General features: G+C 74.7%; 15 protein-coding genes and 1 riboswitch. Of the genes, 13 read left to right on the forward strand and 2 right to left on the reverse strand.

The window, feature by feature from the left end; all coding sequences use genetic code 11:
• Positions 1 to 497 precede the first annotated feature (497 nt).
• Positions 498 to 4,112 carry a transcription-repair coupling factor gene (gene mfd, locus ACFV0G_RS15075; RefSeq protein WP_380546676.1) on the forward strand — a complete coding sequence of 1,205 codons (3,615 nt, stop codon included), beginning with the start codon at positions 498 to 500 and terminating at the stop codon, positions 4,110 to 4,112.
• 93 nt (positions 4,113 to 4,205) lie between these two features.
• Here the strand turns inward: mfd and ACFV0G_RS15080 are convergent, their stop codons facing one another.
• A complete protein-coding gene (locus tag ACFV0G_RS15080; RefSeq protein WP_380546678.1) occupies positions 4,206 to 4,811 on the reverse strand; it encodes a DUF4352 domain-containing protein in 606 nt (201 codons plus the stop codon).
• A 188-nt stretch (positions 4,812 to 4,999) separates the two neighbouring features.
• On the opposite strand from ACFV0G_RS15080, the gene ACFV0G_RS15085 reads away from it, so the two are divergent.
• The 5 genes from ACFV0G_RS15085 (at position 5,000) to ACFV0G_RS15105 (ending at position 11,372) form a co-directional block, all read left to right on the forward strand.
• Complete coding sequence (locus ACFV0G_RS15085; protein WP_380546681.1) at positions 5,000 to 7,138, forward strand: N-6 DNA methylase; 2,139 nt, start codon at positions 5,000 to 5,002, stop codon at positions 7,136 to 7,138.
• A 44-nt stretch (positions 7,139 to 7,182) separates the two neighbouring features.
• Positions 7,183 to 7,803 carry a hypothetical protein gene (locus ACFV0G_RS15090; RefSeq protein WP_380546683.1) on the forward strand — a complete coding sequence of 207 codons (621 nt, stop codon included), beginning with the start codon at positions 7,183 to 7,185 and terminating at the stop codon, positions 7,801 to 7,803.
• On the forward strand, positions 7,800 to 9,521 hold the full coding sequence (locus ACFV0G_RS15095) for a serine/threonine-protein kinase (RefSeq protein ID WP_380546685.1): 1,722 nt from the start codon (positions 7,800 to 7,802) through the stop codon (positions 9,519 to 9,521). The genes ACFV0G_RS15090 and ACFV0G_RS15095 overlap by 4 nt, the downstream gene beginning before the upstream one ends.
• A 146-nt stretch (positions 9,522 to 9,667) precedes the next feature.
• Entirely contained in the window at positions 9,668 to 10,306 is a 639-nt protein-coding gene (locus tag ACFV0G_RS15100) for a hypothetical protein (protein WP_380546687.1), read from the forward strand.
• A gap of 73 nt (positions 10,307 to 10,379) precedes the next feature.
• Entirely contained in the window at positions 10,380 to 11,372 is a 993-nt protein-coding gene (locus tag ACFV0G_RS15105; protein WP_380546690.1) for a MazG family protein, read from the forward strand.
• Here the strand turns inward: ACFV0G_RS15105 and ACFV0G_RS15110 are convergent.
• Positions 11,330 to 11,758 (reverse strand): SDR family NAD(P)-dependent oxidoreductase, encoded by a 429-nt coding sequence (locus tag ACFV0G_RS15110; protein WP_380546692.1) that lies wholly within the window; start codon positions 11,756 to 11,758, stop codon positions 11,330 to 11,332. The genes ACFV0G_RS15105 and ACFV0G_RS15110 overlap by 43 nt on opposite strands.
• Positions 11,759 to 11,913: 155 nt before the next feature.
• On the opposite strand from ACFV0G_RS15110, the gene ACFV0G_RS15115 reads away from it, so the two are divergent.
• From ACFV0G_RS15115 to ACFV0G_RS15145, 7 genes are all read left to right on the forward strand, one after another.
• Positions 11,914 to 13,164, forward strand: coding sequence for a cytochrome P450 (locus ACFV0G_RS15115; protein ID WP_380546694.1), 1,251 nt, complete (start codon positions 11,914 to 11,916; stop codon positions 13,162 to 13,164).
• Positions 13,165 to 13,382: 218 nt separating this feature from the next.
• A riboswitch (cyclic di-AMP (ydaO/yuaA leader) is annotated at positions 13,383 to 13,584 on the forward strand.
• Between the two features lie 4 nt (positions 13,585 to 13,588).
• Entirely contained in the window at positions 13,589 to 14,404 is an 816-nt protein-coding gene (locus ACFV0G_RS15120; RefSeq protein WP_380546696.1) for a transglycosylase family protein, read from the forward strand.
• A 227-nt stretch (positions 14,405 to 14,631) separates the two neighbouring features.
• A complete protein-coding gene (eno, locus tag ACFV0G_RS15125) occupies positions 14,632 to 15,918 on the forward strand; it encodes a phosphopyruvate hydratase (RefSeq protein ID WP_380546698.1) in 1,287 nt (428 codons plus the stop codon).
• 102 nt (positions 15,919 to 16,020) lie between these two features.
• A complete protein-coding gene (locus tag ACFV0G_RS15130; RefSeq protein WP_380546700.1) occupies positions 16,021 to 16,461 on the forward strand; it encodes a septum formation initiator family protein in 441 nt (146 codons plus the stop codon).
• On the forward strand, positions 16,458 to 17,114 hold the full coding sequence (locus ACFV0G_RS15135; protein WP_380546702.1) for a DUF501 domain-containing protein: 657 nt from the start codon (positions 16,458 to 16,460) through the stop codon (positions 17,112 to 17,114). The genes ACFV0G_RS15130 and ACFV0G_RS15135 overlap by 4 nt, the downstream gene beginning before the upstream one ends.
• Positions 17,111 to 18,052 carry an exopolyphosphatase gene (locus tag ACFV0G_RS15140; protein ID WP_380546704.1) on the forward strand — a complete coding sequence of 314 codons (942 nt, stop codon included), beginning with the start codon at positions 17,111 to 17,113 and terminating at the stop codon, positions 18,050 to 18,052. Before ACFV0G_RS15135 ends, ACFV0G_RS15140 begins: the two co-directional genes overlap by 4 nt.
• Positions 18,053 to 18,480: 428 nt before the next feature.
• Complete coding sequence (locus ACFV0G_RS15145; RefSeq protein WP_380546706.1) at positions 18,481 to 19,851, forward strand: NAD(P)/FAD-dependent oxidoreductase; 1,371 nt, start codon at positions 18,481 to 18,483, stop codon at positions 19,849 to 19,851.
• The last annotated feature ends 146 nt before the right edge of the window (positions 19,852 to 19,997 follow it).

A 19,997-nucleotide genomic window follows, 5' to 3' on the forward strand; every position in this document is an offset into this window, starting at 1 on the left:
GTGGCCCACTGCCACGGCGGGCGGCCGCACCGGCGTACGCTGCGGCACCGCGCGCTGCGCCGCACCGCCGTACGCCGGGGCGGCCCCCGTCGCGGGGGGGGGGCGCGCGCCGGGGCGCCCCCCCGCGGCCTCGGGGGGCCCCGCCCCCTCGACAACTGCCGGCCGCCCCCACCCAGGGTCGTCCGGCCCTCGCACTCCCGACCCCCATCGGGATGCGACGGCGCCGCTGCAGCCATCCCCCACGGTTGGGTGCGGCGGGCACGTGATCCATTCTGCGCGGCCACCATGGACGGGCAGTGACAGGAGTATGTCGAGTTCTTGACGTTCTGCCCCGGTCCCTCCGGCTCCGCGACCGGGGCGCCGGGCCCGGTGCGCGGGGTGCCGGCGCAGGGTGCGGCGTAGGCTGGATACCCCCGGGGCGCACCGCGTACCGGGCCGTTCGCGTTGCCCGGCCGACCGCTCGGCGCCGGGCCACTCCAGCCGTGGAGCCAACAAGCATGAGCCTGTCCGGACTGCTCGATGTCGTCGTACGGGACGCCGCCCTCGCCGAGGCGATCGAGGCGGCGGCCACGGGGCACAGGCAGCACCTCGACCTGGTGGGCCCGCCGGCGGCCCGCCCGTTCGCGATCGCGGCGCTGGCCCGGTCGCTGGCGGCGAAGGCCGGCGAGCTCGGCCGCCCCGTGCTGGCCGTGACCGCCACCGGCCGGGAGGCCGAGGACCTGGCGGCGAGCCTGCGCTCGCTGCTGCCGCCGGACGCGGTGGCGGAGTTCCCGGCCTGGGAGACCCTGCCGCACGAGCGGCTCTCGCCGCGCTCGGACACCGTGGGCCGGCGCCTGGCGGTGCTGCGCCGGATCGTCCACCCGCGGGCCGACGATGTCGCGGCCGGGCCGGTGCAGGTGATCGTGGCGCCGGTGCGCAGCGTGCTCCAGCCGCAGGTGAAGGGCCTGGCCGAGCTGGAGCCGGTGGCGCTGCAGCGCGGCGAGCAGTACGACCTGGACGAGGTGGCGCACCGGCTGGCCGCGGCCGCCTACGCCCGGGTGGAGCTGGTCGAGAAGCGCGGCGAGTTCGCGGTGCGCGGCGGCATCCTGGACGTCTTCCCGCCGACCGAGGAGCACCCGCTGCGGGTGGAGTTCTGGGGCGACGACGTCGAGGAGATCCGCTACTTCAAGGTCGCCGACCAGCGGTCGCTGGAGATCGCCGAGCACGGCCTGTGGGCGCCGCCCTGCCGGGAGCTGCTGCTCACCGACGAGGTGCGGGCGCGCGCCGCCGAACTGGCCGCCGAGCAGCCGGGTCTGGCCGAGATCCTGGACAAGATCGCCGAGGGCATCGCGGTCGAGGGCATGGAGTCGCTCGCGCCCGTCCTGGTGGACGACATGGAGCTGCTGATCGACGTGCTGCCGCAGGGCTCGATCGCGGTGGTCTGCGACCCGGAGCGGGTCCGCACCCGGGCGGCCGACCTGGTGGCGACCAGCCAGGAGTTCCTGCAGGCGTCCTGGGTGGCCGCGGCGGCCGGCGGCGACCGGCCGATCGACGTCGAGGAGATCGACGTGTCGGCGGCCTCGCTCTGGTCGCTGGCGGCCGTGCGCGCGCCCGCCGCCGGGATCGGGCTGCCCTGGTGGGCGGTGAGCCCGTTCGCCACCAGCGACTCCTCGGTCAGCGAGATCCTCGAGTTCGACGCCGACACCCTGACGCTGGGGATGCACGCCGTCGAGGCGTACCGCGGGGACACCGCCCGGGCGATCGCGGACGCCAAGGAGCGGCTGAACGCCGACTGGCGGGTCGTCATGGTGACGGAGGGCCACGGACCGGCCTCCCGGCTGGCCGAGGTGCTGTCCGGCGAGGGCATCCCGGCCCGACTGGTCGCCGACCTCGCCGAGGCGCCCACCCGGGACGTGGTGTACGTGTCCTGCGGATCGATCGAGCACGGCTTCGTCGACGAGGCGCTGAAGCTCACCGTGATCACCGAGACCGACCTGTCCGGCCAGAAGTCCTCCACCAAGGACATGCGCCGGATGCCGTCCCGCCGCCGCAACGCGATCGACCCGCTGGCGCTGGCCGCCGGCGACTACGTGGTGCACGAGCAGCACGGCGTCGGCCGGTACGTGGAGATGGTGCAGCGCACCGTGCAGGGCGCCACCCGCGAGTACCTGGTGCTGGAGTACGCGCCCGCCAAGCGGGGCCACCCGGGCGACCGGCTGTTCGTGCCGACCGACCAGCTCGACCAGGTCACCAAGTACGTCGGCGGCGAGGCCCCGACCCTGCACCGGCTCGGCGGCGCGGACTGGGCGAAGACCAAGCAGCGCGCCAAGAAGGCGGTCAAGGAGATCGCGGCCGACCTGATCAAGCTCTACTCGGCGCGGATGGCCGCCCCCGGCCACGCGTTCGGCCCGGACACCCCGTGGCAGCGCGAGCTGGAGGACGCCTTCCCGTACGCGGAGACCCCGGACCAGCTGACCACCATCGGCGAGGTCAAGGCGGACATGGAGAAGTCCGTCCCGATGGACCGGCTGATCTGCGGCGACGTCGGCTACGGCAAGACCGAGATCGCGGTGCGGGCGGCGTTCAAGGCGGTGCAGGACGGCAAGCAGGTGGCCGTGCTGGTGCCGACCACGCTCCTGGTCCAGCAGCACTTCTCCACCTTCGCCGAGCGGTACGCCAACTTCCCGGTGGTGGTGAAGGCGCTGTCCCGGTTCCAGACCGACAGCGAGGCGAAGGCCGTGCTGGAGGGGCTGTTCGAGGGTTCGGTGGACGTGGTCATCGGCACCCACCGGCTGTTCTCCTCGGAGACCCGGTTCAAGGACCTCGGCCTGGTCATCGTCGACGAGGAGCAGCGCTTCGGCGTCGAGCACAAGGAGCAGCTGAAGAAGCTGCGGGCCAACGTCGACGTGCTGACCATGTCGGCGACGCCGATCCCGCGCACCCTGGAGATGGCGGTCACCGGCATCCGCGAGATGTCGACCATCACCACCCCGCCGGAGGAGCGGCACCCGGTGCTGACCTTCGTCGGCCCGTACGACGAGAAGCAGATCGCCGCCGCCGTCCGCCGTGAACTCCTGCGCGAGGGACAGGTGTTCTACATCCACAACCGGGTCGAGTCGATCGACAAGGCGGCCGCCCGGCTGAAGGACCTCGTCCCCGAGGCGCGGGTCGCCACCGCGCACGGCCAGATGGGCGAGACCCAGCTGGAGAAGGTCGTCGTCGACTTCTGGGAGAAGGAGTTCGACGTCCTGGTGTCGACGACGATCGTCGAGTCCGGCATCGACATCTCCAACGCCAACACCCTGATCGTGGAGCGCGGCGACACCTTCGGCCTCTCCCAGCTGCACCAGCTGCGCGGCCGGGTCGGCCGCGGCCGCGAGCGCGGCTACGCCTACATGCTGTACCCGCCGGAGAAGCCGCTCACCGAGACCGCCCACGAGCGCCTGGCGACCATCGCCCAGCACACCGAGATGGGCGCCGGCATGTACGTCGCCATGAAGGACCTGGAGATCCGCGGCGCCGGCAACCTGCTCGGCGGCGAGCAGTCCGGCCACATCGCGGGCGTCGGCTTCGACCTCTACATGCGGATGGTCGGCGAGGCGGTCGCGGAGTTCCGCGAGCAGCTGGCGGGCGGCGGCGAGCCGGAGGAGGAGCCGCTGGAGGTCAAGATCGAGCTGCCGGTCGACGCGCACGTGCCGCACGACTACGCGCCCGGCGAGCGGCTGCGGCTCCAGGCGTACCGCTCGATCGCCGCGGTCAACTCGGAGGAGGACATCGTCCACGTCCGGGAGGAGCTCACCGACCGCTACGGCAAGCTGCCGGAGCCGGTGGAGAACCTGCTGATGGTGGCGGGCCTGCGGTTGTACGCCCGGCGCTGCGGCATCGCCGACATCACCCTGCAGGGCAATGCCGTCCGGTTCGGGCCGGTGGAGCTGCGCGAGTCCCAGGAGCTGCGCCTCAACCGCCTCTACCCGCGCACCCAGATCAAGGCGGCCACCTCCCAGCTGCTGGTGCCCCGCCCGGTCAGCGGCGGCCGGATCGGCGGCAAGCCGCTGCTCGGCCGCGACCTGCTCGCCTGGTGCACCGAGTTCCTCACCACCATGTTCGACGACCTGGCGGGCCCCCGCCGCTGACGCCGACTCACCGGCCGGGCTCCGCCCCGCCCCCCGACGGGGCGGAGCGGGGCCCGGCTCCGTCGTTCTGCGGTCCGGCGGCCGCCGGCCGGATCAGGAGAGCTTCCACTGGCCGGTCTGGTCGGCCATGCCGCTGTCCAGGGTGAACTGGACCTTCTCGAGCCGGGTGTCCTTGGGGACCTCGAAGGTGAGGAAGCCGAGGCCGCTCTCCCCGGGGGCGATGGTCACGGCGCCGGAGAAGCCCTGGCCCGCCTTGGTGTCGAAGAAGCTCGGGCCGAAGGACTGGCCCTGGCCGTCCAGCAGCTTGGCGCTGTTGGCGGGGGCGTCGCTGTAGGCCTTGGCGCCGGTCGCCCTGATCCGGAACTGGACGGCGACGAAGCGCTTGCCGTCGGCCGGCTTGGTGAACTCGTCCTCGCCCTCGGCGTTGTCGACCACCTTGACCACGGTGACGTCGGCGGTGCTGCCCTTGTCGAAGCCCTTGAGGGCGATGGTGTCGCCGACCTTGGCCGCACCGGCGGCCTGCTTGCCGCTGCCGGCGGCGGCGGATCCTGCGCCGGAGGGCGCGGCCGCGGCCGGCTGCTTGGCCTCGGTGGAGACCGACGCCCCGGTCGTGTTGCAGGCGGTGGCGCCGAGGGCGACCAGTGCGGTGCCGAGCAGCAGGGCGGCGGAGCGGCGGGCGGTGGCGGTGGAGCGCTTCATGGTGTGAACCCCCTGATGTGTCGCGTTGGTTCGCCGCGGCCCCGGGCCGTTCGGCGATGGAGCCATCCCAGCACTGCACTGTGAACTCTGTCAACAGCAATTCATGAAACCTCTCTGTTCACGTGTGAACGGAGAGGGTTTGCACGCGGCTATGCTGGCGGCCACACCGACGCGCCGAAGGAGCCCCGATGCCGGACCGTCCCGAGGTGACCGCCGCCGAGATCGCCCGGCTGGCCGGGGTCGGCCGCGCCGCCGTCTCCAACTGGCGCCGACGGCACCCCGACTTCCCGCGCCCCTGCGGCGGCACCGACGCCAGCCCGGCGTTCCGGCTGGACGAGGTGGAGCGCTGGCTCCGCGCCCAGGGCAAGATCGCCGAACTCCCGGTGCTGGAACAGGCCTGGCAGAAGCTGGAGACCCTCCGCGACCCGGCCGGCCACCCCGCCGCCCCGCTCACCGGCGCCGGCGCCCTCCTCCTGCTGCTGCACCGCGACCCGGCCGCCTGGCAGGACCTGCACGGCGAGGGTGACACCCGGCTCGCCACCGCGCTGCCCCGCGCCGTCCGCCGCAGCGCCGAGAACGCCCTCGGCCCGGACGGCACCGCCCTGCTCGGGCTGTCCGCCCTCGCCGGCTCCACCGAGCTCGACCTCGCCCGGCTGCTCGCCCGCCTCGCCGCCGAACGGACCCCGGCCGCCGCCTTCGAGCAACTGCTCACCCGGCACGCCGAGGCCAACACCCGCCAGCTCAGCCCGACCCCGCCGGAGGCCGCCGCGCTGCTCGCCGCGCTGGCCGGGAGCCCCGGCACGGTGCTCGACCCGGCCTGCGGGCTCGGCGCGCTGCTGCTCGCCGCCGACCCGGGCGCCGACCGCCGCGGCCAGGACCTCGATCCGGTGCACGCCGCACTCGCCCTGCTCCGGCTCGCCCTGCACACCCCCGCCGGCGTGGCCGGCCCGCTCGCCCTCGACCTGCGCGCCGGCGACGCGCTGCGCGCCGACGCCCACCCCGGCCTCGCCGCCGACGCCGTGCTCTGCCAGCCGCCCTACAACGAGCGGGACTGGGGCCACGACGAGCTCCAGTACGACCCGCGCTGGCCCGGCGGCCTCGTCCCGCCGCGCGGCGAGTCCGAGCTCGCCTGGGTACTGCACTGCCTGGCCCGCACCCGGCCCGGCGGCCTCGCCGCCCTGCTGCTGCCGCCCGCGGTCGCCTCCCGGCGGGCCGGCCGGCGGATCCGCGCCGAACTGGTCCGTTCCGGCGCCCTGCGCGCGGTGGTCGCGCTGCCGGCCGGCGCCGCGCCCCCGTACGGCGTGCCGCTGCACCTGTGGGTGCTGCGCGGCCCCCGGCCGGACGACGGCTTCCGCCAGGTGCTGCTGCTGGACGCGGCCGCCGCCCACCCCGCTGCCGAGGGCGGGCGCGAGCGCATCGACTGGCCGGCCCTGCACCGGACGGTGCTGGACGCCTGGCAGGCCTTCGACCGGGCCGCGCGGTCCGGCGGGCCGGTGTCCGCCGACCGCCCCGGCGTCCACCGCGCGGTCGCCGCGCTCGACCTGCTCGACGACGAGACCGACCTGTCACCGGCCCGCCACGTGCCGGCCGCGCCCGCCGGGGGCGACGAACTGCAGCACCTGCGGGGCCGGCTCGCCGAACTGCTGGCCCCGCTGGCCGACCTGGACGCGGTCCTGCCCGAGGTCGCCGCCGTCCACCCGCCCGCCGCGCCGCCCGTCGTCACGATCGGCGAACTCGCCCGCGCCGGCGCCCTGGAGCTGCACACCGGCGCCCCCGCCGGGCCGGCCGGCGGACCCGGCGACGTCCCCCTGCTCACCGACCAGGACCTGCTCGCCGGCGGCCCGCCGAGCGGCACCGTCCCGCGCGGGGCGGCCGGCATCACGACCCGCCCGGGGGACGTGCTCGTGCCGGCCCTCGGCGGCGGCACGGCCCGCGTGGTGCGGCCCGGCGGCCCGCTCGACGGCGCCGCCGCCGGCCCCCGGGTGCACCTGCTGCGGCCCGACCCGGACCAGCTCGACCCCGACTACCTGGCCGGGGTGCTGCGGGCCACCGGCAGCGCCCGGCGGGCCGCCAGCCACGCCTCCACCACCTCGCGGCTCGACGTCCGCCGGGTCGAGGTGCCCCGGATCCCGCCCGCCCGGCAGCGCGAACTCGGCGCCGCCCTGCGGCGGATCGCCGAGGTCGAGGCCGCCCTCGCACAGGCCGCCGCGCTCGGCCGCGCGCTCGCCCAGGGCCTCACCGACGGACTGGCCGGCGGGGCGCTGACCACCGGCCCGGCCCCCGGCGCTCCCCGGACGAACAACCGCCTGCCCTCGGGCGGCATGTGACGGTACGGTGTGCGGCGTACCCTCGATCCGGCACAGGAGCACGCATGTCTGGCCACCCGTTCGGGCAGTCCGGTCCGCCTGGCCGCGGGCCGCTCCGGCTGCCGCAGCGCATCCTGGTCGCCCTGGTGCCGGTGCTGACGCTGGGCCTGCTCGGCATGGTGCCCTCGGTGCTGCTCGCCGTCCGCCGGCGCCGCGCGGCCGACGTGCTCTGCGCGGTGGTGGCCGGCCTCGTCCAGCTCACCGTCTACGTGGCGCTCGGCCTGACGCCCAGCGGCTCCCAGGAGACCACCACCGCCAGCACGGTCGGCGGGATGTGCCTGCTGGCGCTCTGGCTCGGTGCTCCGGTGCACTACCTGGCGGCCGACACCCCGCGGTTCTGGTTCGGCCCGGCCGCGCCGGTGCCCGTCGCCTGGCCGGGCGCCGGCCACCCCGCGCCGGGCCACCCGACGCTCGTGCCCGGAGCGGGCCACCCCGCGCCGGGCCACCCGACGCTCGTGCCCGGAGCGGGCCACCCCGCGCCGGGCCACCCGACGCTCGTGCCCGCACCCGCCGTTCCCGTACCGGCGCCCGCACCCGTTCCCGCACCGCCGCAGGCCGCCCCCAACGACGACCTCCAGCAGCTCGGCGAGCTGCTGCGCCGTCAGGCCGGGGACGGGCGGCGGTGAGCCGCCCGCGCGCCGTCGACGGCCGGTACGAGCTCACCGCGAAGATCGGCCACGGCGGGATGGGCCAGGTCTGGGCCGGCCACGACCGCCGGCTCGACCGGCCGGTCGCCGTCAAGCTGCTGCGCACCGACGTGTTCGGCGACCAGGACGCCACCCGCAGCCGCGCCGACGAGCTGCGCCGCCGCTTCCTGCGCGAGTGCCGGGTCAGCGCCGCCCTCGACCACCCCGGCCTGGTCACCGTCTTCGACGCGGGCACCGACGACGGCGAGCTCTACCTCGTCATGCAGCGGGTGCCCGGGGTCAGCCTCGCCGACCTGCTGGCCGAGGAGGGCCCGCTGCCCGTCGCGAGCGCGGTCGCGGTCGCCGCCCAGCTCTGCGCGGCCCTCACCGCGGTGCACGCCGTCCCCGTCGTCCACCGCGACCTGAAGCCCAGCAACCTGATGATCCGCCCCGACGGCCGGGCCGTCCTGCTCGACCTCGGCATCGCCACCGCCCTCGACCCCGACGCCACCCGGCTCACCCTCACTGGCGCCCCGATCGGCAGCCCCGCCTACATGGCGCCGGAGCAGGCCCTCGCCGCGGGCGTCGACCCGCGCAGCGACCTCTACGGGCTGGGCTGCCTGCTGCACGAGATGCTGGCCGGCCGGACGCCGTTCGACGCCCCGACCGCGCTCGGGGTGCTGCGCCTGCACGTCGACCAGCCGCCGCCCCCGCTGCGGGAACTGCGCCCGGACGTCCCCGCGCCGCTCGAACGCCTCGTCCTCGACCTGCTCGCCAAGCAGCCCGCCGAGCGGCCCGCCGACGCCGGCGAGGTGCACGAGCGGCTGCTGCCGCTGCTGCCCGCCGCCCTCGCCGCACCCCAGCCGCCCTACGGCGCGCTGCCCGACCCGGCCCGGCCCTACCGCCACCCGCACCACCCCGAGCCGCCGTCCCGCCGCGCCGGGCCCGTCCCCGCACCCGCCGTCCGGTCGGCCCCGGCCGCCCCGGCACCCGCCGGGCCCGCGCCGCTCCTGATGCCCGCGGTGCCCGCCGCCCGGCCGGCGACACCCCCGGCGCCCGCGGCCCGGCCCGGGGAGCCCGCCGAGGACCTCACCGCCGCCTGCGCCCGGCTCTCCGACCTGGTCGGCGCCCGCCGGCACACCGAGGTCATCGCCCTCGCGGCCCGGCTGCTGCCCCGCGCGGCCGCCGAGCTCGGCGAGCGCGCCCCGTTGCTGCACACCATCCGGACGATCTACGCCCGGACCCTGCTGGAGGAGGGGCGGGACGCCGACGCCCTCCCCGAGTACCGGCTGCTCGCCGCCGCCGCCACCGCCGAGCGGGGCGCCTGGGACCCGGCCGTCCTGGACCACCGGCGGCGCGCCGCCGGCTGCCTGGAGCGCCTCGGCCGTACCGCCGAGGCCCTCGCCGAGTACCGCGAGCTCGGCTCGGCGCTGCCGCCCGACTCGGAGCACGGCCTGGAGGTCCGCGAGCGGACCGGCCTGCTGCTCGCCGCCGTCGGCGACCACGACGGCGCCTGGCACACCCTGCTGGAACTCCTGCTGGACACCGAGCGCCGGCACGGCCCGCACCACCCGGACGTGCGGCGGCTGCGCGCCCTGGTCGAGCAGGCCGGCACCCGGCGCACCGCCACCCCGCCGCCCGGCGACCCCCGGGTCTTCGGCCCGCCGACCCCGGCGCCGGCGCCCGTCCCGGGCAACCCGTACGCGGCGGGCCGCTGAGCGCGGTGCGGTGTCCCGGGCACGGGGTCTGGGCAACGGGTGGGCGGGCTCCCTATTGTTCACTCCAGCCAGGAGAACCATCGGACACCGCACCAGCCGCACCTCCGCCGGCCGCCGGCGGGGGAGCCCAGCCCGGGAGGCCCCACGTGATCCGCACCCGCTCCGCCCACCGGCCCGCCCGTACGGCGGCCGGCGTCCTGCTCGCCGCCGCGGTGCTCACCGCATGCGGCGGCGCACCGGCCCACCAGGGCGCGGCGGCGGTGGTCGGCGGCGAGCGGATCCCGATCTCCACCGTCCAGGCGCAGGTGACCGCGCTGCGCGACGCCACCGTGGTGGCCGCCGCCGGCGGCGCCCGGCCCGAGGAGAACGGCCTGGCCCGCCGCACCGTCGCCGAACTCGTCCTCGACCGGGTGATCGCCCGGGCGCTGGCCGACCGCGGACTGACGGTCACCGCAGGGGAGATCGACAAGCAGCGGCAGGCCGATGCCGCGATGCTCGGCGGCGAGCAGGCGCTGGAGCACGCGCTGGTGCTGCGCCAGGGCGTGGACGCCGCGGGCATCCCGGCCTTCTACCGCCAGCAGCTGGGTATCCGGAAGATCGCCGCCGCCCAGGGCCTGGACGCGCAGACCCCGCAGGGCGACGCCGCCGTGCGCAAGGCGCTGGCCGAGGCGGGCGCCGCCCTGAAGATCGAGATCAACCCCCGCTACGGCCGCTGGGACCCGCAGCAGATCGCCCTGGTGGACGCGGTCACCGACTGGCTGCCGCAGCGCCCCGCCACCGCCTGACCGGCCCTTCCCGCCCCGCTCCCGCGGCCGGACACGGCCGCGGGCGGCGGACGCCGGAGGGTAGGTTCGGGGTGTGGAGACTCCGAAGCTGATCCTGCTCACCACCACCCACCGGATCGCCCCCGGGCTGCTGTCCTGGCCGGCCTGGGAGGCCCTGCGCTCGGCCGGCCGGGTGCTGGCCGCCGACCCGTCCCACCCGCAGCTGCCCGCGCTGCGCCAGGCCGGCGTCGAGGCGGAGATCGTCGAGCGGGCCTCCGCGCCGGCGCTCGCCCGGCTGCTGGTCGAGGCCTCGCCCGTGGTGTTCCTCGGCAGCCCGGACGGCGACCCGGGCCTCACCGACGCGCTGGCCCGCCTCGCCGTGGAGGAGGCCGGCGCCGTACCGGAGATCGAACTGCTGCCCGGCTCCTACGACCTGCCGGGGGCGCGGCTGCTGGACCTCGCCTCGGTGATGGACCGGCTGCGCTCGCCCGGCGGCTGCCCCTGGGACGCCGAGCAGACCCACGAGACGCTGGTGAAGTACCTGGTGGAGGAGGCCTTCGAGCTGGTCGAGGCGATCGAGGAGGGTGACCGCGCGACCCTCCGGGAGGAGCTCGGCGACGTGCTCCTCCAGGTCTTCTTCCACTCCCGGATCGCCGAGGAGCACCCGGACGACCCGTTCTCCGTCGACGACGTGGCCGGCGACATCGTGGAGAAGCTGATGTACCGCCACCCGCACGTCTTCGGCGACGTCCGGGCGGAGGGGTCGGCCCAGGTGGAGGCCAACTGGGAGGAGCTCAAGGCCGCCGAGAAGCAGCGCGATTCGGTGCTCGACGGCGTGCCCGCCGGGCTGCCGGCGCTGGCGTACGCCGCGAAGCTGGTCTCCCGGGTCCGCCGGGCCGGCTTCACCGCCGTGCCGGACGCCCCGTACGAGCTGCCCGGCGAGCTGACCGCGGACAGCGCCGGGGAGCTGCTGCTCGCGGTGGCGCAGCGCGGCCACGACGCGGGGATCGACGTGGACGCGGCGCTGCGCGCGGCGGCCCGCCGCTACCGTGCGGCGGTGCGGGCCGCGGAGGGGCTGAGCGGCTGACGCTGCGGCGGGACGACCTCGCCGATCGCCTCGCCGACCAGGGCGAGCAGCTCGGCCAGCGGGTCGAGGTGGCCGGGCAGCTCGGCCAGCGGGACGATCCGCTCGCCGTGCGGGCCGGCGACCGCGAACAGGTCGATCGGGCCGAGGTGCTTGGCGGCGGTGGCCACCAGGGCGGCGATGTCGCTGGGCTGGTGGACGTCGCCGCTGACGCCGACCACCGGGCAGCCCGGCCGGTCGAGCTCGGTCGCGAGGTCCTCGGCGACGCCGGGGCGGAGGTCGGCGACGAGCATCCCCCTGGCACCCGCGGCGGCGAAACGCCGGGCCAGGTCGCCGCCGTCGCCCCCGCTGAGTACCGCGATGACCACCACTGCCCCGGCTACTCGCATGGCCTGCTCCTCCTTGAGCGTCCCCCGCGAACGGCACCGCACGGCCGTCACCACGGTTATCGGAGGATGGTAGGCACCCCGCGACCCTCCGCAACAGGGATTACCCCCCAGGTGACCAGACTCACGCCCGACCGGGTCAAGATACGGTCTGGAACATGCCGGACACCCCCCAGACCCACCGGCCCGAGCTCTTCACGTGGGAGTTCGCGGCCGACCCCTACCCCGCGTACGCATGGCTGCGCGAGCACGCGCCGGTGCACCGCACTACCCTGCCGAGCGGGGTGGAGGCGTGGCTGGTCACCCGGTACGCGGACGCCCGGCAGGCGCTCGCCGACGCCCGGCTCTCCAAGAACCCGGTGCACCACAGCGAGCAGGCGCACCGCACCGGGCGGGTCGGCATCCCGGGGGAGCGCCAGGCCGACCTGATGACCCACCTGCTGAACATCGACCCGCCGGACCACACCCGGCTGCGGCGGCTGGTGTCAAAGGCGTTCACCCCGCGCCGGGTGGCGGAGTTCGCGCCGCGGGTGCAGCAGCTCACCGACCGGCTGATCGACTCCTTCGCCGAGCGGGGCACCGCCGACCTGATCCACGAGTTCGCCTTCCCGCTGCCGATCTACGCGATCTGCGACCTGCTCGGCGTGCCGGCCGAGGACCAGGACGACTTCCGCGACTGGGCCGGCATGATGATCCGACACCACGCCGGCCGGCGCGGCGGCGTCGGCCGGGCCGTGAAGAAGATCCGCGGCTACCTGGCCGAGCTGATCCACCGCAAGCGCGCCGACCTCGGCGACGACCTGATCTCCGGGCTGATCCGGGCCAGCGACCACGGCGAGCACCTGACCGAGAACGAGGCCGCGGCGATGGCCTTCATCCTGCTCTTCGCCGGCTTCGAGACCACGGTCAACCTGATCGGCAACGGTCTGTACGCGCTGCTGCGCAACCCCGGGCAGCGGGCACTGCTGCAGGAGTCGGTGGCGCTCGGGGAGAGCGGGCTGCTGGAGACCGGGATCGAGGAGCTGCTGCGCTACGACGGTCCGGTGGAGCTGGCCACCTGGCGGTTCGCCACCCGGCCGCTGACCATCGGCGGCACGGACATCCCGGTCGGCGACCCGGTGCTGGTGGTGCTGGCCGCGGCCGACCGCGACCCGGCGCGCTTCTCCGACGAGAACACCCTGGACCTGGCCCGCACCGACAACCCGCACCTCGGGTTCGGCCACGGCATCCACTACTGCATCGGCGCCCCGCTGGCCCGGCTCGAGGGCCGGGCGGCGCTGGCCACCCTGCTGACCCGGCTGCCCGACCTGGAGCTCGCCGCCGACCCGGCCGAGCTGCGCTGGCGGGGCGGCCTGATCATGCGCGGGCTGCGCGAGCTCCCGGTCTCCTTCACGCCGTCCGGGAGGTGACCCGGCGACCGGGGCGGGGCACCCGGCCGGACCAGCTGACGGCGTGTCGGTGCGGTGCGTGTCGCCGGGTCCCCGAATGCCCGTCAAACCGGACAAATCGGTTTCGTTCGTGGGCGATAATCGCGGCGTCGTAATTCTTGCGTGATATCGGCGATATGAGCTTGTGATTGGTCGTTCGATCTGCCTACTCTCCGGATCGGCCTGCACCGGCGGGCCTCGGTCGCGGAACGCCGAATCCTGTCCACCGCGCACCGACACACCGGACAAGACCCAGGACAGGGGCGGGGGAACCACGTTCGTCGCCGTCCCCACGGCTAGGGGTGAAGCCGCGTCAGCAGGTCCCCTCCTGCTCCCCGCGGCCGGGCCACGCCTCCCGGTCCGAACCCGACAGCTCACCTCGCAGGCGTTCGGAGAGGGACAACCCATGCTCTTCACCGGACCTGGCCGCCACCGCCGCCGCACCTCCGCCCAGAAGGCGGTCGCCGTCGCGGGCGTCACCGGCGCCGGCCTCGCCCTGCCGCTGCTCACCGCCGCCGGTGCGACCGCCGCACCGGTGTCCACCTGGGAGAAGGTCGCCCAGTGCGAGAGCGGCGGGAACTGGAGCATCAACACCGGCAACGGCTTCTACGGAGGACTGCAGTTCACCGCCGGCACCTGGCGCGGCTTCGGCGGTACCAGGTACGCGGCCTACGCCCACCTGGCCACCAAGGGCCAGCAGATCGCCGTCGCCGAGAAGGTCCTCGCGTCCCAGGGGCCCGGCGCGTGGCCGGTCTGCTCCAAACGCGCCGGCCTGACCCGCGGCGGCGCGCCCGCCAAGGCCGACACCGCCGAGGGCGGCAGTACCGGCGGCCCCCGCTCCGCCGGCGCCCCGCAGTTCCCGGGCCAGGCCGGCTGGGACGCCGAGGCGGCCGTGTACTGGTACCCGAAGAACGGCGGCTGGTACTGGACCGCGCACCGGGAGATCTACCAGCGGTACGCCGGTACCGCGGACCGCCCGGCGCCGGAGGACGCCACCGACACGGCCGACACCGCCGACGGCGGTGAACGCACCCTCCAGGCCGTACCGCTGCCCGAGGTCGGCCGCGAGGACTACACCGTGCGGCCCGGTGACACCCTGTCGGGCATCGCCGCCGACCGGCAGCTGCCGGGCGGCTGGGAGCAGCTCTACGCGGCCAACCGCGCGGTGGTGGGCGCCGACCCCGACCTGATCCTGCCCGGCCAGCAGCTGCGGCTCGGCTGACGCCCCACCGGGCCCGCCCGGACCGGCCCCGGCCCACCGCCTCCCCGCCCCGCCGCCCGCGGGGGCGGGGAGGCCCGGCCGGGCCCGGCTGCCGTCCTCCAGGTGAACTACCGGCGAGTAGTCGGGCCACACGGTGAGACAGGGCCATGCCCGGCATGGCCCGGCGGGCCCGTGCGGCTAGGCTCTGGTCGTAACGACCCTCATCCGCTTCCGCTAGGAGATGCCTCGTGCCGTCCATTGATGTCGTCGTAGCCCGCGAAATCCTCGACTCCCGCGGCAACCCCACGGTCGAGGTCGAGGTCGGCCTCGACGACGGCAGCACCGGTCGTGCCGCTGTCCCGTCCGGTGCCTCCACCGGCGCCTTCGAGGCCCTGGAGCTCCGCGACGGCGACAAGAACCGCTACTTCGGCAAGGGCGTGGAGAAGGCCGTCCTCGCCGTCATCGAGCAGATCGGCCCCGAGCTGGTCGGCTACGACGCCACCGAGCAGCGCCTGATCGACCAGGCCATGCTCGACCTGGACGCCACCCCGGACAAGTCCTCGCTCGGCGCCAACGCGATCCTCGGCGTCTCCCTCGCCGTGGCGCACGCCGCCTCCGAGGCCAGCGACCTGCCGCTCTTCCGCTACCTGGGCGGCCCGAACGCGCACGTCCTGCCGGTGCCGATGATGAACATCCTCAACGGCGGCTCGCACGCGGACTCCAACGTCGACATCCAGGAGTTCATGATCGCCCCGATCGGCGCGGAGTCCTTCTCCGAGGCCGTCCGCTGGGGCGTCGAGGTCTACCACACGCTCAAGGGCGTGCTGAAGGAGCGCGGCCTGTCCACCGGCCTCGGCGACGAGGGCGGCTTCGCGCCGAACCTGGACTCCAACCGCGAGGCGCTCGACCTCATCGTCGAGGCCATCAAGAAGGCCGGCTACACCCCGGGCAAGGACGTCGCGCTCGCCCTGGACGTCGCCTCCTCCGAGTTCCACAACGACGGCGCCTACACCTTCGAGGGCAAGGCGATCTCCTCCGCCGAGCTCATCGACTACTACGCCGAGCTGGTCGCCGCGTACCCGCTGGTCTCCATCGAGGACCCGCTGGACGAGTCGGACTGGGACGGCTGGAAGGCCATGACCGAGAAGCTGGGCGACAAGGTCCAGCTGGTCGGTGACGACCTGTTCGTCACCAACCCGGAGCGCCTGCGCCGCGGCATCGAGACCGGCACCGCCAACGCGCTGCTGGTGAAGGTGAACCAGATCGGCTCGCTCACCGAGACCCTGGACGCCGTCGAGCTGGCCCAGCGCAACGGCTACCGCTGCATGATGTCGCACCGCTCCGGCGAGACCGAGGACGTCACCATCGCCGACCTCGCCGTCGCCACCAACTGCGGCCAGATCAAGACCGGCGCCCCGGCCCGCTCCGAGCGCGTCGCCAAGTACAACCAGCTGCTGCGCATCGAGGAGATCCTCGACGACGCCGCCGAGTACGCGGGCCGCGGCGCGTTCCCGCGCTTCAAGTTCGAGGGCTGAGCTGACACCCCGCGGCTGACACACGGCCGCTGGACCGGTGCCCCGGTGTCCACCCCGTAGGGTGGGGCCGGGGCACCGGCGTGAGCAGGAGGGGTACGAGCGATGTGGAAGATCCCGGGACTGGCGGGGCGTCCGCGCTTCACCAGCCGCGCGACCGTGCTCGTGCTCGTCCTGTGCTCGCTGGTGGCGATACTCGCCTACCCCACCCGGCAGTTCCTCAGCCAGCGCTCCGAGATCGCGGCGCAGCGGGCCCGGGCCGAGCACGCCCGCCAGCAGGTGGAGGAGCTCCGCCGGGAGAAGGCCCGCTGGCAGGACCCGGAGTACGTGAAGGCGCAGGCCCGCGAGCGGCTGCACTACGCGATGCCGGGTGAGACGCCGTTCGTCTCGATCGACCCGTCGGCGCCCGCCGGCCGCGGGCCGGCCTCCGCCGACGCCCTGGGCTCCGGCCCCGTCCGGGCCGCCAAACCCTGGTACACCACCGTCCTGGACTCGGTCGACCTGGCCGACCAGGCCCCCGCCCCTCACGAAGACAGCACCCCATGACCTCTGAAGAGCTTCCCGACGCCACCGCGGCCACCGACGCCGACCGCGACACGGCGGCCATCGCCGCCCAGCTCGGCCGTGTGCCGCGCGGCCTGCGCGGCGTCGCGCACCGCTGCCCGTGCGGCAACCCGGACGTCGTCGAGACCGCCCCGCGGCTGCCCGACGGCACCCCCTTCCCTACCCTGTACTACCTGACCTGCCCGAGGGCCGCCTCGCTGATCGGCACCCTGGAGGCCGACGGCGTGATGAAGGACCAGACCGCCCGGCTCGCGCAGGACCCGGAGCTCGCCGCCGCCTACCGGCGGGCCCACGAGGACTACATCGCCCGGCGCGACGCGATCGAGGTGCTGGAGGGCTTCCCCAGCGCCGGCGGCATGCCGGACCGGGTGAAGTGCCTGCACGTGCTGGTCGGGCACGCGCTCGCGGCCGGCCCCGGCGTCAACCCGCTCGGCGACGAGGCGATCGGCATGCTGGAGGACTGGTGGGCCAAGGGCCCGTGCGTCTCCGCGGCCGAGGTCGAGGCGGCCGGCGCGCGGGTCGCCAGGAACCGCGCCAAGGACGAGGACCACGCCGAGGTGATCGCGGCCAAGGAGCGGCTGACCGCGGAGCGCGCCGAGAAGAAGCGCCGCGCGGAGCAGGAGGAGGAGTCGTGACCGCCACCCGGGTCGCCGCGATCGACTGCGGCACCAACTCCATCCGGCTGCTGGTCGCCGATCTCGACCCGGCCACCGGGGAGATCACCGACCTCGACCGCCGGATGGTGATCAACCGGCTCGGCCAGGGTGTGGACGCCACCGGCCGGCTGCACCCCGACGCGTTGGAGCGGACCTTCGCGGCCTGCCGCGAGTACGCCGAGGTCATCGCCGGGTACGGGGTCGGGCCCGAGCGGACCCGCTTCGTGGCCACCAGCGCCTCGCGGGACGCCGAGAACGCCGCCGAGTTCACCGCGGGCGTGCACGGCATCCTCGGGGTGACCCCGCAGGTGGTCAGCGGCGAGGAGGAGGCCCACCTCTCCTTCACCGGCGCCACCAAGGAGCTGGCCGGCGGGGACTTCAAGGCGCCCTACCTGGTCTTCGACCTGGGCGGCGGCTCGACCGAGTTCGTGCTCGGCACGCAGGACGTCCGGGCGGCCCGCTCGGTGGACATCGGCTGCGTGCGGATGACCGAGCGGCACTTCGCCGGTGCCGAGGTGCCGACGGCCGGTCAGATCGAGGCCGCCAAGGCCGATGTGCTCGCCGCGCTGGACACCGCCGCCGAGGCCGTTCCGCTGACCGAGGCGGCCACCCTGGTGGGCCTCGCCGGCACGGTCACCACGGTGGCCGCGATCGCGCTGGAGCTGCCCGCGTACGACTCGCAGCGCATCCACCACGCACGGCTGTCCTACGGGCAGGTCCGCGAGGTGACCGCGCGGCTGCTGGCCGCCACCCACGCCGAGCGGGCGGCGATCCCGGTGATGCACCCGGGCCGGGTCGACGTGATCGGCGCCGGGGCGCTGGTGCTGCTGGAGATCATGGAGCGGACGGGCGCCGCCGAGGTGGTCGTCAGCGAGCACGACATCCTGGACGGGATCGCCTGGAGTATTGCTCGCTGATCCCTTGCAGTCCTTACGAATCCGGCCCCGGAGCGCCCTCTCGGCGCCCGGGGCCGGGGTCTGTGCGGCGCGTCGCGGGAAACTTCGTGAATTTCTTCACATGGCGGGCCAGTCTTTCGTCGGACCTGGATGCCCGCTCCGTCCGATATGTGGGACCGAAGGCACCCCTCCGGGTGCAGCCAGCGGATCGCAGGCTGTGCTCGCCGGTGGCCGGTGGAATCGAAATCCCGCACGGGAACCGCAGCCCCTCGGGGATCGTTGCTGCTCAACGGCACCGTATGCCCGCACGGGCTCACCCCGGCCCCGGGGCGGCCGTGAGCCGGCGGCCACCGGCCGGAAATGTGGCCGCGCAGTGTAGCAGGGGGTGTCCAGAGGCTTGTGACGGGCCTCACGAAGTGCCGGTCGGAGGGGGGTGGATACTTTCGGATATGAGCACCACGGAGCGTCCTCGCATCCTTATCGTCGGCGGTGGTTACGTCGGCCTGTATGCCGCGATGCGCATCCTCAAGAAGATGCGCTACGGCGAAGCGACCGTCACGGTCGTCGACCCGCGGTCGTACATGACGTACCTGCCCTTCCTTCCCGAGGCGGCCGGCGGCAACGTCGCGCCCCGCAACCTCGTCGCCCCGCTGCGCAGCGCCCTGAAGAAGGCGGAGGTGCTCACCGGTGCGGTCACCGGTGTGGACCACGCCCGCAAGGTCGCCACCATCCAGCCCGCGGCCGGCGACGCCTACGAGCTGCCCTTCGAGTACCTCGTCGTGGCCACCGGCTCGGTCTCCCGCACCTTCCCGATCCCCGGCCTGGCCGAGCACGGCATCGGCATGAAGACGGTCGAGGAGGCGATCAGCCTCCGCAACCACGTCATGGCGCAGCTGGACAAGGCCGAGTCCACCACGGACGAGGACATCCGGCGCAAGGCCCTCACCTTCGTGGTGGTCGGCGGCGGCTTCGCCGGCGTCGAGACCATCGCCGAGGTCGAGGACATGGCCCGCGACGCGGCGAAGATCTACAAGACCGTCAGCCGCGACGACATGCGCTTCATCCTCGTCGAGGCGGCCAACCGGATCCTCCCCGAGATGGGCCCGGACCTCGGTCTGTGGACCAAGGAGAAGCTCGAAGAGCGCAACATCGAGATCTACATCGAGACCTCGATGGAGTCCTGCGTCGACCAGCACGTCGTGCTGAAGAACGGCGTCGAGGCCGACGCCTCCACCATCGTGTGGACGGCGGGCGTGAAGCCGAACCCGGTGCTGGCCAACTTCGGCCTCCCGCTCGGCCCGCGCGGCCACGTGGACACCGCTCCGACCCTCCAGGTCCAGGGCTTCGACTACGTCTGGTCCGCCGGCGACAACGCCCAGGTGCCCGACCTCGCCGTCGGCGAGGGCGCCTGGTGCCCGCCGAACGCCCAGCACGCGGTGCGCCAGGCCATCGTGCTCGGCGACAACGTGGTCTCCGGGATGCGCGGCTTCCCGCAGAAGGAGTACAAGCACAAGAACCTCGGTGCGGTCGCCGGTCTCGGCCTGCACAAGGGTGTGGCGATCCTCTTCGGCAAGTACAAGCTGAAGGGCCGTCCCGCCTGGTGGTTCCACCGCCTGTACCACGGCAGCCGGGTGCCGACCATGAACCGCAAGGTCCGGGTCTTCACCGACTGGACGCTCGCGATGTTCCTCAAGCGCGAGACCGTCGGCCTGGCCGAGATGGAGAAGCCCTTCGAGGCGTTCCAGGAGGCGGCCGGCCCCGCCAAGCCCGTTCCGGCCCAGGCGAAGCCCGCCGAGAAGGAACTCGCCACCAGCAAGTGAGCAGACGGCGACCCCGGCCTGGGCAGGCCGGGGTGAGTCGGAGGCCCTCCGCCCGGCAGTGTCGCCGGACCACGACCTCCGTGGTGCTCAGCCGGCCGTGCGAGCCGGGCGGAGTACAGAAGTGACCGAAGGCCCCTGCCACAACC

This window comes from Kitasatospora sp. NPDC059571, assembly GCF_042735675.1.
In the GTDB taxonomy this organism is placed as follows: Bacteria; Actinomycetota; Actinomycetes; order Streptomycetales; family Streptomycetaceae; genus Kitasatospora.